The sequence below is a fragment of the Pseudomonas sp. Pse35 genome (assembly GCF_024519715.1).
In the GTDB taxonomy this organism is placed as follows: Bacteria; Pseudomonadota; Gammaproteobacteria; order Pseudomonadales; family Pseudomonadaceae; genus Aquipseudomonas; species Aquipseudomonas paracarnis.
On the sequence record NZ_JALJRP010000008.1, the window covers coordinates 125,298 to 138,278 of the forward strand.

At 61.8% G+C, this 12,981-nt stretch carries 13 protein-coding genes; 7 read left to right on the forward strand and 6 right to left on the reverse strand.

Annotated features, from left to right (window positions below; genetic code table 11):
- Window positions 1-29: 29 nt before the first annotated feature.
- Window positions 30-1,193, forward strand: coding sequence for an MFS transporter (locus OC445_RS10015; protein ID WP_410055952.1), 1,164 nt, complete (start codon window positions 30-32; stop codon window positions 1,191-1,193).
- Window positions 1,194-1,617: 424 nt separating this feature from the next.
- Here OC445_RS10015 and OC445_RS10020 read toward each other — a convergent pair whose 3' ends face one another.
- Window positions 1,618-1,932: a DUF2834 domain-containing protein gene (locus tag OC445_RS10020; RefSeq protein WP_034127600.1), complete on the reverse strand. Its 315-nt coding sequence runs from the start codon at window positions 1,930-1,932 to the stop codon at window positions 1,618-1,620.
- Between the two features lie 191 nt (window positions 1,933-2,123).
- Here OC445_RS10020 and OC445_RS10025 point away from each other — a divergent pair, with 191 nt between their 5' ends.
- A complete protein-coding gene (locus OC445_RS10025; protein ID WP_198791711.1) occupies window positions 2,124-3,833 on the forward strand; it encodes an amidase in 1,710 nt (569 codons plus the stop codon).
- A 161-nt stretch (window positions 3,834-3,994) separates the two neighbouring features.
- Here OC445_RS10025 and OC445_RS10030 read toward each other — a convergent pair whose 3' ends face one another.
- On the reverse strand, window positions 3,995-4,228 hold the full coding sequence (locus tag OC445_RS10030; RefSeq protein WP_198791710.1) for a DUF6434 domain-containing protein: 234 nt from the start codon (window positions 4,226-4,228) through the stop codon (window positions 3,995-3,997).
- A gap of 153 nt (window positions 4,229-4,381) precedes the next feature.
- Here OC445_RS10030 and OC445_RS10035 point away from each other — a divergent pair, with 153 nt between their 5' ends.
- Window positions 4,382-4,813, forward strand: a complete 432-nt coding sequence (locus OC445_RS10035) for a nuclear transport factor 2 family protein (RefSeq protein ID WP_198791709.1) — start codon at window positions 4,382-4,384, stop codon at window positions 4,811-4,813.
- Window positions 4,814-4,820: 7 nt separating this feature from the next.
- Here the strand turns inward: OC445_RS10035 and OC445_RS10040 are convergent, their stop codons facing one another.
- On the reverse strand, window positions 4,821-6,146 hold the full coding sequence (locus tag OC445_RS10040) for a PLP-dependent aminotransferase family protein (RefSeq protein WP_198791708.1): 1,326 nt from the start codon (window positions 6,144-6,146) through the stop codon (window positions 4,821-4,823).
- An 89-nt stretch (window positions 6,147-6,235) separates the two neighbouring features.
- Here OC445_RS10040 and OC445_RS10045 point away from each other — a divergent pair, with 89 nt between their 5' ends.
- Genes OC445_RS10045 through yghX form a run of 3 tightly spaced genes read left to right on the forward strand, consistent with a single transcriptional unit; the run spans window position 6,236 to window position 8,604 of the window.
- Entirely contained in the window at window positions 6,236-7,126 is an 891-nt protein-coding gene (locus OC445_RS10045) for a DMT family transporter (protein WP_072446345.1), read from the forward strand.
- A 51-nt stretch (window positions 7,127-7,177) separates the two neighbouring features.
- Window positions 7,178-7,672, forward strand: a complete 495-nt coding sequence (locus OC445_RS10050) for a PaaI family thioesterase (RefSeq protein ID WP_054897340.1) — start codon at window positions 7,178-7,180, stop codon at window positions 7,670-7,672.
- A gap of 44 nt (window positions 7,673-7,716) precedes the next feature.
- Window positions 7,717-8,604, forward strand: coding sequence for a YghX family hydrolase (gene yghX, locus OC445_RS10055; protein WP_089041807.1), 888 nt, complete (start codon window positions 7,717-7,719; stop codon window positions 8,602-8,604).
- 121 nt (window positions 8,605-8,725) lie between these two features.
- On the opposite strand, the gene OC445_RS10060 is transcribed toward yghX, so the two are convergent.
- Window positions 8,726-9,598, reverse strand: coding sequence for a LysR family transcriptional regulator (locus OC445_RS10060; protein ID WP_089041808.1), 873 nt, complete (start codon window positions 9,596-9,598; stop codon window positions 8,726-8,728).
- A 129-nt stretch (window positions 9,599-9,727) separates the two neighbouring features.
- On the opposite strand from OC445_RS10060, the gene ampC reads away from it, so the two are divergent.
- Window positions 9,728-10,870: a class C beta-lactamase gene (gene ampC / locus OC445_RS10065; protein WP_181125321.1), complete on the forward strand. Its 1,143-nt coding sequence runs from the start codon at window positions 9,728-9,730 to the stop codon at window positions 10,868-10,870.
- 193 nt (window positions 10,871-11,063) lie between these two features.
- Here the strand turns inward: ampC and dctM are convergent, their stop codons facing one another.
- Both dctM and OC445_RS10075 read right to left on the reverse strand, forming a co-directional pair.
- Entirely contained in the window at window positions 11,064-12,344 is a 1,281-nt protein-coding gene (dctM, locus tag OC445_RS10070; protein ID WP_014718351.1) for a C4-dicarboxylate TRAP transporter large permease protein DctM, read from the reverse strand.
- Window positions 12,344-12,976, reverse strand: coding sequence for a TRAP transporter small permease (locus tag OC445_RS10075; protein ID WP_198791707.1), 633 nt, complete (start codon window positions 12,974-12,976; stop codon window positions 12,344-12,346). Before OC445_RS10075 ends, dctM begins: the two co-directional genes overlap by 1 nt.
- Window positions 12,977-12,981: the final 5 nt, after the last annotated feature.

A 12,981-nucleotide genomic window follows, 5' to 3' on the forward strand; every position in this document is an offset into this window, starting at 1 on the left:
CACCCGCCGCACCTTCGACCAGCCCGCAAATAAGCCCCTTAGTCATGCGCGTCCTGGGCGCCTGTGCCCTGGCGCACCTGATCAATGACTTGATCCAGGCTGTGCTGCCATCGATCTACCCGATGCTCAAAGCCAACTACGGCCTGAGCTTCACCCAGGTCGGCCTGATCACCCTGACCTTCCAGTTGACCGCCTCCCTGCTACAACCGTGGATCGGCTACCACACCGACCGCCACCCCAAACCCTGGTTATTACCAGCGGGCATGGTGTGCACCTTGATCGGCATCCTGATGTTGGCCTTTGTCGGCAACTTCCCGGCGATATTGCTCGCGGCGGCGCTGGTGGGTGTGGGCTCATCGACCTTCCACCCGGAAACCTCCCGCGTCGCACGCCTGGCTTCCGGTGGGCGCTACGGCCTGGCGCAATCGACCTTCCAGGTCGGCGGCAACACCGGCAGCGCTTTCGGCCCGTTGCTGGCGGCGGCGATCATCATTCCCTACGGCCAAAGCCACATTGCCTGGTTCGGCCTGTTTGCGGTGTTCGCCATCCTGGTGCTGTACGGTTTGAGCCGCTGGTACCGCCACCACCTCAACCTGTTCAAGCTCAAGCAAGGCAGCCAGGCGACCCACGGTTTGTCCAAAGGCCGCGTGACCTTCGCCCTGGTGGTATTGGCTGTGCTGGTGTTCTCCAAATACTGGTACATGACCAGCCTGACCAGTTACTTCACGTTCTACCTGATCGAGAAATTCCAGCTGTCGGTGGCCAGCTCGCAGATGTACCTATTCCTGTTCCTCGGCGCGGTGGCCGTGGGCACCTTTGCCGGTGGCCCGATCGGCGACAAGATCGGCCGCAAGAAAGTCATCTGGTTCTCGATCCTCGGCGCCGCACCGTTCACCCTGGCCCTGCCCTACGTCGACCTGTTCTGGACCGCGGTACTCAGCGTGGTCATCGGCTTTATCATCGCCTCGGCATTCTCGGCCATCGTGGTGTTTGCCCAGGAATTGGTGCCGGGCAATGTGGGCATGATCGCCGGGATATTCTTCGGCCTGATGTTCGGCTTCAGCGGGATCGGCGCGGCGCTGCTCGGGATGCTCGCTGACCATCACGGCATCGAATACGTGTACAAGCTGTGCTCGTTCCTGCCGTTGGTGGGTATCCTCACGGTACTGTTGCCGTCGACCAAAGGCGTTTGATCGGTTGCGTCGCCCCATAGCCGTAGTTATCTACAACTTTGGGGCGACGCGGGACCTGTGGCGAGGGAGCTTGCTCCCGTGACGGCCTGCCAGCCGATGCATATTTATCTGACACCACTAGATCCAAATGGGGGAGCTGGCTTGCCTGCGATGGCGGCCTGCTAGCCGAAGCCTATCTACCTGCCCCCCCACGATCCAGATGTGGGTGGCTTGCCTGCGATGACCATAGGTATCGACACAATTCCGTAGCGCTCAACGGTAACCACGATGCGAAGCGAGCCGCTCTTGATCTGCTATGGATATGTCCACAATCCAACTGTGTTGACTGCCAGGCCGCCTTCGCGAGCAAGCCAGCTCCCACTTTGGATCGTGGTGTGTCAGTCAGATCAGCGTCGCTGGCAGGTCGTCACGGGAGCAACAAGCCTCACTTCATGGCCCGGCGAGAAAATCCATTAACCACGATATAGAGCAAAGGCCCTACCGACACAAACACTGCCGTCAGTAAAAAATACGGCAGCACTGAGACCATCGACCGCCCTCGCCTACGCGCATCCCGGTACATCCACACACACGCCAGCACCGCCATCAGATACAGGTCAATCACCACCTGCGCCGTATCGGGCCGGGACATCAGTTCCCATCCAAATGCCAGCAGGGACTGCTCGGCCGTGAGCATGGTCGCCACCGTATAGAGGGTAAACCCGAGCAAGGCAGCCAGGGCGATATAAGGTCTGTGCATGGTCTCTTCCTTGAAGTGCAACGTTAATCAGCGCGGCCACCTTAGCGACAAGAGGCTGCCGCTCGCAATCCTGCAGACGTCTTTCCCGAGATGTCCTGCGCGCCGCCTACACGAAGTATGCCGCGCTGGTTTTGTGAAATATCTGTACGTAGACTGCCGCCATACCCCCACTTGAAGGCGGCGAAAAAAACGTGATGCAAGTTACTGAAGTCTCTATTGCCCAATTGCGCGCTGCGCTTGAAGCCGGCCAGACCACGGCAGTTGAACTGGTGCAGGCGTACCTGGCGCGGATCGATGCCTACGATGGCCCGCAGACGGCCACTGCACTGAACGCCGTGGTGGTACGCAACCCCGATGCGCTCAAAGAAGCCCAGGCGTCCGATGCGCGCCGTGCCAAGGGGCAAACCCTGGGGCCGCTGGATGGCATTCCTTACACCGCCAAGGACAGTTACCTGGTCAAGGGGTTGACGGCTGCATCCGGCAGCCCGGCGTTTGCCAAGCTGGTGGCCCAGCGCGATGCCTTCACCATTGAGCGTCTGCGTGCCGGTGGCGCTATCTGCCTGGGCAAGACCAACATGCCGCCGATGGCCAATGGCGGTATGCAGCGTGGCGTGTACGGTCGCGCCGAAAGCCCCTACAACGCCGACTACCTCACCGCGCCGTTTGCGTCGGGTTCCTCCAACGGCGCTGGTACCGCCACCGCCGCCAGCTTTGCCGCGTTCGGGCTGGCTGAAGAAACCTGGTCCAGCGGTCGCGGCCCGGCCTCCAATAATGGCTTGTGTGCCTACACGCCGTCCCGTGGCGTGATTTCGGTGCGCGGCAACTGGCCACTGACCCCGACCATGGACGTGGTGGTGCCTTATGCTCGCACCATGGCCGACCTGCTGGAAGTGCTCGACGTCGTGGTGGCCGAAGACCCGGACACACGTGGTGACCTGTGGCGCCTGCAACCCTGGGTGCCGATCCCCAGCGTCACCTCGGTGCGCCCGGTGTCCTACGCCGCGCTGGCAGTCGACAGCGAAAACCTGGCCGGCAAGCGCTTTGGCGTGCCGCGCATGTACATCAACGCCGACCCGGATGCTGGCACCAGCGAAAAACCGGGTATCGGCGGCCCGACCGGACAAAAGATCCACACCCGCGCCACGGTGATCGAACTGTGGCAAGCCGCGCGCCAGGCATTGGAAGCGGCGGGTGCCGAAGTGATCGAAGTGGATTTCCCGCTGGTGTCCAACTGCGAAGGCGACCGCCCCGGCGCGCCGACGGTGTTTACCCGTGGCCTGGTCTCTAAAGAGTTCCTCCACGACGAGTTGTGGGAGCTGTCTGCATGGGCCTTCGATGATTTCCTGCGTGCCAACGGCGACCCGCACCTGAACCGCCTGGCCGATGTGGACGGGCCGAACATCTTCCCCCACGACCCCGGCACCCTGCCCAACCGTGAAGACGACCTGGCCGCCGGCATGGACGAATACGTGCGCATGGCCCAACGCGGCATCACGCCATGGGACCAGATCAGCACCGTGCCCGATGGCCTGTGCGGCCTGGAGCAAACCCGGCGCCTGGACCTGGAAGACTGGATGGACACCCTCGGGCTCGACGCCGTGCTGTTCCCCACCGTGGCCGACGTAGGCCCGGCGGATGCCGATGTGAACGAAGCGTCTGCCGACATTGCCTGGAGCAACGGCGTGTGGGTGGCCAACGGCAACCTCGCCATCCGCCACCTGGGCGTGCCCACCGTCACCGTGCCGATGGGGGTGATGGCAGACATCGGCATGCCGGTGGGGCTGACCTTCGCCGGGCGTGCCTATGACGATTCGGCGCTGTTGCGCTTTGCCTCGGCGTTCGAAGCCACCGGCAGCAAACGGATGATCCCGCCGCGTACGCCACCGCTGGCGACTATCTAGCTGGGCTCCTCACTCAAATGCGGGCTTGCTGTGGCGAGCAAGCTTGCTTGCGCTGGGGTGCGTAGCGCCCCCAAAAAGCCGGCTCCAGCTGCGCTGTCGAGCGGGAGCAAGCTCCCTCGCCACAGCAAGCCCGCTCCCACACTTTTTGTTCATATTTCAGTTCAAACACCGTGGTGCGAGGACCGAAGCACCTCGTTGCGACGCAGCCACTCCTCCACCACATCCCCCAAAGTCTTGGGTGCGCCGTTACGAATCCACGCCATGAATGGACGGTTGAACCTGAACGCCGGGCCACACTGCTCAAGCATAAAGCGGCGCACGTTCTGGGTGTTTTTATAGCTAGGGGTGACGGCTGTAGCGCGGGTGATGACGTCGCTGTGCCAGTCAAAATCCATGATGTACCTCGGCTGCGCGGATGGTGATGGAACTCTAGCGCCTCCTCACCTCAAGCTCCTGCAAAATTTCACTTTGCTTCCCGCTTGAGAATATTGCATCGTTGTACGACGACGTACCTCGTCGCATTTCCCAACAACAATAAGGAAATACCCATGCCCAACTTCAAAGTGCTGATCGGATTTCTGTGCCTGTTCTCCGGCTACGTCGCCGCCGCGCCCGGCACCGCCGAGAAGGATGTAGCCCAGGCAGTTGATCAATTGACCCAAGCCATGCTGCATCTGGACCTCAAGCAGCTTCATGCACTGACGTCCGACAAGCTCACCTACGGCCACTCCAGCGGCAAGGTGCAAAACAAAGCGCAATTCATTGCCGACCTGGAAACCCATACCAGCGCATTCAAAACCCTGGAGATGCAAAACCAGACCATCACCCTCAACGGCGATACCGCTCTGGTGCGCAACCACTTCCACGCCTTGGCAGTGAACAGCGGTGTGGACACACCAACCGATATCGACAACTTCCAGGTCTGGCAAAAACAGCATGGCAAATGGCTGCTGATTGGTCGCCAGGCTTACAAGTACTGAAGATCGCTCACCACGCCACCACCTTGCGCACCTTCACCAGCGCCTCACGCAACGCCGCCATGGGCACCGAACCCAGGGCCAGGCGCAGCGCGTGGGGCACCTGGGCCGAGACCGCGAAAGGTTCGGCGGTTGAAACCGAGATGCCCGCGCGCTGCAAGGTCATGGCGACCTGATCGGCGCGGGCGTCTTCCGCCAACGGTAGCCACAGAAAGTAGGAGGACGGGTGACTGATGGTCTTCACCCCTCTCAGCACCTGCGCCGCCAACGCTTGACGGGCCTGGGCATCCGCACGCTTTTGCGCCTCCAGTTGCGCCACCGTGCCGTCCTCGAGCCAGCCCACCGCAATCGCGCTCATCACCCCCGGCACGTTCCAGGTAGTGGCCATGATCGTGCGTTCCAAGCCGCTCACCCAAGCCATAGGCGCAGCGATAAAGCCCACGCGCAAACCGGTGGCGACACTTTTGGACAACCCGCCGATGTACACCGTGCGCTCCGGTGCAAGAGTTGCCAAAGGCGGCGGCGCTTCTTCGGCGAGAAACGCATAGGCGCCATCCTCGATGATCATCAGGTTGTGCTGCCGGGCGATTGCCACCAAGCGCTCGCGCTGCTCCAGGCTCATCACCCAGCCCAGCGGGTTATGCAGGGTCGGCATGCTGTACACCGCTCGCACCGGGCGCTGGCGACACAGGCTGTGCAGGTGGTCAAGATCAGGGCCGTTGGCTGTGACTGGGATGGCGACCAGTTCCAGGTGCAGGGTTTCGGCCAGTACCTTAAACCCCGAATAGGTCAGCGCATCCACCGCGACCACATCCCCAGGCTTGAGCAAGGTCATCATGCTCACCGCCAGGCCATGCTGGGCGCCGCTGACCACCAGCACCTGCTCGGCTTGCACCGTCAACCCTCGGTTCAACAAGTGCCGGGCCACGGCGGCGCGCTCGTGCACACGTCCGGCATGGGGCTGGTAACGCAGCAACGCCTCCAGATCGCCGGACAGGGCGAGTTGGCGCAACGCCGTGCGCAGCAGCTCGGCCTGGCCCGGCAAAGACGGATAGTTGAAATTCAGGTCCAGCAAACCCGCCGCAACCGTCATCTGCCCGCTGCCCTGCCCCGGTGGCAAGGCAATCTCACGTACGAAGGTGCCGCGCCCGGTTTCGCCACTGACCAGGCCCATGGCTTCCAGCTCGCTGTACACCCGGCTGGCGGTGACCAGTGCCAGGCCATGCTCGGCGGCCAATTGGCGATGGGTAGGCAACCGCGTGCCGGGCTGCAATTGGCCGCTGCGGATGGCCTCGGCGAAGGTATCGACCAGCGTCTTGTAGCGAGCACGGGGCATAGGGATGTATCCATGACAATTTTTTGATTGTCTTAATCTTCAATCCTAGGATGCCCAGCACGCAACTGCCATTTTCGGACAGGTCCCCCATGGAACGCACTTCTCCTCTCGGCACTCTGGACAGCAGCACCCAGGGTTGGATCAACGGTTTTATCGGTGTGGTGATTTTCAGCGGCTCGCTGCCAGCCACGCGCCTGGCGGTCATGGAATTCGATCCGGTGTTCCTGACCATGATCCGCGCCACTCTCGCGGCGCTACTGGGGTTGTGCCTATTGGGGGTATTCAAGGAAAAACGCCCCACGCGCCAGCAATGGGCACCGCTGGTTATCGTCGCGCTTGGCGTGGTGATCGGCTTTCCACTGCTGACGGCCCTGGCCCTGCAGTACGTGACCTCGGCCCACTCCATCGTCTTTATCGGCCTGCTGCCACTGGCTACGGCGGTGTTCGGTGTGCTGCGCGGCGGTGAACGGCCGAGGCCGGTGTTCTGGTTGTTTTCGATCCTGGGCAGCCTATTGGTGATGGGATATGCCGTTACCCAAGGCTTGAGCGCCGCACCCGCGGGCGATGTGTTGATGCTGTTGGCCGTGCTGGCATGCGGCCTGGGGTATGCCGAAGGCGCCAAGCTGTCGCGCAGCCTGGGCGGCTGGCAGGTGATCTGCTGGGCGCTGGTGGTGTCGCTGCCGGTGGTGGCGCCCTTGAGCCTGTTGTTGGCGCCGTCTACCCTCAGCGGTATCAGCTTGCCGGCCTGGTTGAGCCTGGGCTACGTGGCGGTGTTCAGCATGTTGATCGGCTTTGTATTCTGGTACCGCGGCCTGGCCCAGGGCGGGATTGCCGCGGTCGGCCAGTTGCAGTTGCTGCAACCGTTCTTCGGCCTGGCGCTGGCAGCGGGTTTGCTGCATGAACAGGTCAGCCTGGGCATGGTGCTGGTGACGGTGGCGGTGATCGGCTGCGTGGCCGGGGCGAAGAAGTTTGCTCGCTAACCCCTGGCCTGCTAAATAGAAGCGTCGCCCAAACAACAACAAGGACTCTGCATGCACAGCGCTTCTCTCCAGGACACCACGGCGCCGGAAGGCATCTGCTACGGCTGCGGCAGCAGCAACCCTCATGGCCTGCACATCAAGAGCCGCTGGGATGACGATGGCGTACACGTCATTGCCGAGCATCAACCCGAGGCCAAATACAGCGGCTGGCCAGACCTGGTCTACGGTGGCCTGATCGCCATGCTGGTGGACTGCCATTCCAACTGGACCGCCATGGCCTACCACTACCGCGCCGAACAGCGTGAACCCGGCAGCCTGCCGCGCATCGACTGCGTCACCGGTAACCTGGGGATCAAATTCATCAAGCCCACGCCCATGGGTGTGCCCCTGGTCCTGCGGGCGCGGGTCGAAGGCGAAATCGGTCGCAAAAGCCGGGTGGTCTGCGAAGTGTATGCAGGCAGCGTGCTCACCGCCGTCGGCGACTCGGTGTTCGTGCGCGTCGACACCGGGCAACTGGCCGCCGCCGCCCATGGCCGCGAGGTTTGATCCTGGTCTACAGTGACGGCAACCGCTAATCGAGGACTGCACCGATGACTCGTCTGACCGCGAAAGACTTTGCTCCCGAACTGCTGGAACTCTACGACGGCTATGCCCACGGCAAGATCAACCGCCGCGAATTTCTCGACCGCGCCGCGCTGTTCACCCTCGGTGGCCTCACCGCTTCGGCATTGCTCGCGGCCCTGAGCCCCAATTACGCCCTGGCCGAGCAGGTGAAATTCACCGACCCGGATATCGTCGCCGACTACATCACCTACCCCTCGCCCAAAGGCAACGGCACCGTGCGCGGCTATCTGGTGCGCCCAGCCAAGGCGGCAGGCAAGCTGCCCGCCGTGGTGGTGGTGCATGAAAACCGGGGCCTGAACCCCTATATCGAAGACGTCGCCCGACGCCTGGCCAAGGCCGGCTTTATCGCCCTGGCCCCGGACGGCCTGACCTCGGTGGGCGGCTACCCTGGCAATGATGAAAAAGGCGTGGCCCTGCAGCAGACCGTCGACCCGACCAAACTGATGAACGACTTCTTTGCCGCCATCGAGTGGCTGATGCAGCACGACAGCAGCACGGGCAAAGTCGGCATCACCGGGTTCTGTTACGGCGGTGGCATGACCAATGCAGCGGCGGTGGCCTACCCGGAACTGGGCGCGGCAGTGTCGTTCTACGGGCGCCAACCCGACGCCAAGGACGTGCCGCGCATCAAGGCGCCGGTCATGTTGCATTTCGGTGAGCTGGATACGCGCATCAATGAAGGCTGGCCGGCGTATGAACAGGCATTGAAGGCCGCGGGGACGAGGTATGAGGCGTTTATCTACAAGGGCGCCAATCACGGGTTCCATAATGATTCGACACCGCGCTATGACGAAGCAGCGGCGAACCTTGCCTGGGAACGCACCCTGGGATGGTTCCGCCAATACCTGATGTAGGAGCGAGCTTGCTCGCGAAAAACGACAACGATAACGCGGGCGTCCTGGATAGACGCGGCGCCTGGGAGTTTTTCGCGAGCAAGCTCGCTCCTAGATAAATGAGGGTCTGCCTCCCCAAATGTTATCCAACACTTGCCTGCAACCACCCTTTGAACGCCAACATCGCGGGTGTCTCAGCCCGCGACTGCAAGCGCGTCAACCAATAGCTGCCGGTGGTGATCCCCACCTCGAACGGCTGGCGGATCACATCGTTCTCCAATTGCCGTGAAAACATCAGGGCTGGCGCCAGTGCTACGCCAGTCCCTTGCAGCGCGGCCTCCATCATCGCCAGCGAAGAGTCGAACACCACGCTGCGCGGCATCCGTGTATCGCTGGGCAAACCGGCGGCCTGGAACCACAGGTTCCACTCATCGGCACGGTAGGAACGCAGCAAGGTGTGTTTCAGTACGTCAGCCGGGCTGTGCAGTTGTTCGGCAATCTGCGGCACGCACAACACCGTCAGCGGTGCCTCAAGCAAGGGGCAGGCGTCGGTGCCGTGCCACGCGCCGGCGCCAAAGCGGATGGCATAATCCAGGCCCTCGGCAGCGACATCCACGCGGTTGTTGTGGGTGGACAAGCGCAAGTCGATCAACGGGTAGCGGCTGTGAAAATCCGCCAGGCGTGGCAACAACCAGCCCACCGCAAAGGTACCGACCGCCCCCACCGTCAGGACTTCACGGTAATGCCCGCCTTCAAACTGATCCAAGGTCAGGGCAATACGGTCGAAGGCGTCACGCAGCACGGGCAGCAGGGATTCGCCTTCGCTGGTGAGCATCAAGCCCCGTGGCAGGCGCTTGAACAGCGTGACGTTGAGTTGCGCTTCGAGACTTTTGACCTGATGACTGACCGCCGCCTGGGTCACGCACAGCTCAATGGCCGCACGGGTAAAGCTCAAATGGCGCGCCGACGCTTCGAAGGCGCGCAACGCATTGAGCGGCAGGTGGGAACGCAACATGGCTTGACCCAAATTTTTCTAATGGCAGGTGCGAGATATCATCGTTTGCCGACGCCCGGAAATCTACCTACATTTGCCACGCCTGCGCAGGCTCCGATCGTCATTGCCTTATTTACATGGAAGCGAACCATGAAACACACTCTGAAAAAATATGCGGTTTCAGCTTTGTTGCTTGGCGCTGGCAGCTGCATGGCCGCCACCGATATGCGCCAGGTCGTGGACAGCCACGTCACCCCTCTGATGAAACAGCAAGGCATCCCGGGCCTGACGGTCGCGGTCGTCCAACACGGCAAGGTGCAATACTTTAACTACGGCGTCGCCGCCAAAGACACCCAGGCACCCGTCACCGAAAACACCCTGTTCGAAATCGGCTCAGTGAGCAAAACCTTCAACGCCACCCTCGGCGGATATGCCCAGGCCATCGGCAAGCTCAAGCTGTCGGACATGACCAGCCAACATCTGCCCGTCCTGGCTGGCAGCGCGTTCGATCGCATCAGCCTGCTGCAACTGGCCACTTATACCGCCGGCGGCCTGACGCTGCAGTTTCCGGATGCCGCCGACAGTGCAACCACCATGATGGATTACTTCCAGCATTGGAAACCCACTTATGCGCCGGGGGAACAACGCCTTTACTCCAACCCCAGCATTGGCCTGTTCGGTTACGTGACCGCAAAAAGCCTGGGCCAGCCTTTCACCGTCGCCATGGAAAAAACCCTGCTGCCCAAGCTGGGCTTGACCAATACCTATACTCGCGTCCCCGCCGACAAGGCTGGCCAATACGCCCAGGGCTATGACAGCCAGCAGAAACCGGTACGCGTCAACCCTGGCGCCCTGGACTTCGAAGCCTATGGCCTCAAGAGCAGCAGCCAGGACCTGGCCCGCTACGTGATCGCGAACATGCACCCGCAAACCCTGGAACAACCGGTGCAACAGGCCATTGCCACCAGTCACGCCGGCTACTACACCGTCAACGGCATGACCCAGGGGCTGGGCTGGGAACGCTACCCCTACCCCATCGGCCTGCAAGCGTTACTGGACGGCAACTCCACACCGATGGCGATGGAGCCGCACAAGGTCACCTGGTTGACACCCGCCCAGGCCGAGCCGGCCAACGTGCTGTACAACAAAACCGGGTCCACTGGCGGCTTTGGTGCTTACGTGGCGTACGTGCCAAGCAAGGACATGGGGGTGGTGATCCTGGCGAACCGGAACTACCCGAATGCCGAAAGGGTGAAAGTAGCGCACGCGATCTTGAGTGCGATGGACCAATAAGGCCGCCATCGCAGGCAAGCCTGCTCCCACATTTGGATCGCGGCGCGTCAGTTAGATCAGCGTCCGCCGTTGGGTAGTCACGGGAGCAAGCGCCCTCGCCACAGGGCCTGCGTCGTCCCTGAGTTATGTAGATACCTATGCCCCGATGAGGGAGTGTCTGACCCACCGCCATCGGGGCAAGCCCCCTCCCACCCTACATTCCGAGCCACTGCGGCAGCGCAAGGGAAATGAACGGCAAGTAAGTCACCATGATCAGGAACACCAGCAAAATCATCAGCCACGGCATCGCCGCGCGAATAGTCTGCCCCAATGTCAGCCCGGTCACCGCCGAGGTCACGAACAGGTTCAGCCCCACCGGCGGGTGCACCAGGCCGATTTCCATGTTCACCACCATCACGATGCCCAGGTGAATCGGATCAATGCCCAGCTTCATCGCAATCGGGAAAAAGATCGGCGCCAGGATCAGCACAATGGCCGAAGGCTCCATAAAGCTGCCGGCAATCAGCAGCACCACGTTGACCATGATCAAAAAGCCAATCGGCGTCAGCCCTTCCGAGATTACCCACGCAGTGATTTGCTGGGGGATCTGTTCGGTGGTCAGCACGTGGGCAAACAGCATGGCGTTGGCGATGATGAACATCAGCATGATCGACAAGCGCCCCGACTCCAGCAGCACCTTGGGGCAGTCGCGCAGCTTCATGTCCTTGTAGACGAACAGCGCGACGAATGCTGAATACACGGCCGCCACTGCCGCCGCTTCGGTCGGGGTGAACATGCCGCTGTAAATGCCGCCGAGGATGATCACCAGCAGCAACAGGCCCCAGAATGCCCGGCGTGCACAGCTCAGCCACTCACGGAATGTCGCCCGGGGTTGCGCAGGCAGCTTCTTGATGCGGGCGACGATATAGATCGCGACCATCAACATCAGGCCCAGCAGCAAGCCCGGAATCACCCCGGCCATGAACAACTTGCCCACCGAGGTTTCGGTCGCCGCCGAATACACCACCATCACGATCGACGGCGGAATCAGAATGCCCAAGGTCCCGGCATTGCAGATGATGCCCGCACCAAATTCCTTCGGATAACCGGAGCGCACCATGCCCGCCACGGCAATCGAACCCACCGCTGCCACCGTGGCCGGTGACGACCCGGACAGCGCTGCAAATAGCATGCACGCCAGCACCGCCGCAATCGCCAGGCCACCGCGGATATGCCCGACACAGGCGTTGGCAAAGTCGATCAGCCGCTGGGCCACGCCGCCGGTGGTCATGAAGGCACCGGACAACAGGAAAAACGGAATCGCCAGGAAGGTGTAGGCATCGCTGGTTTCAAACAGTTTGATCGCCAGGGAACTCACCGAGTCCTGGCTGAACATCAAAATCGACACCGCACCGGACAGCCCCAGGGCAATCGCAATCGGCACGCCCAGGAACATGAACACGAACAACAGCAAAAACAGACAGAGCACGGCCATCAGTGACGCTCCTCATGGCTGCCGGCCAACTTGCTGGCCTCACCGGCCTCGTCGGCCAACCCCAACCCGACCTGGCGGTGGGTAAAGATGCGGTAGAAAATTTCCAGGTAGCGGATCAATACCAACGCAAAGCCAATGGGCACGATCACCACGATGTCGCCGACATCGATGCCGAACTGGTCGAGGTCTTCGGCGCCGATATGCGCGGTCATCACCGCACTTACCCACTTGTAGCTGGCCACCATGAACAGCCCGGCATAGGCCAGGCAGCACAGGCAGGCGAGCATGCCGAGCAGGCGCTGCACCGGGCGCCGGGTCAGCCGCACCAGCGCGTCCACGCCCAGGTGGCCGGCGGTGCGCACGCCGTAGGAAATGCCGAAGAAAATCAACCAGCCGAACATGGCCTTGGTCAGCGCCACACTCCAGGTCATCTCTTGGGCCCAGGTCATGCTGCCGTCGCCCAGGGCATTGAAGAAGGGGCTGCTCCAGGCCCATTTGTCGGCCAGGGAAAAGAACAGGGTGTAGACGTTGTTGAGCATGACGTAGACGAATGTCACCAGGGTCATGGCGGCCAGCAGGAAAGCGATAAAGCCTTCCTCCAGGTGCTCCCAGACGCGCCTTAGCGTTTGCATGGCAA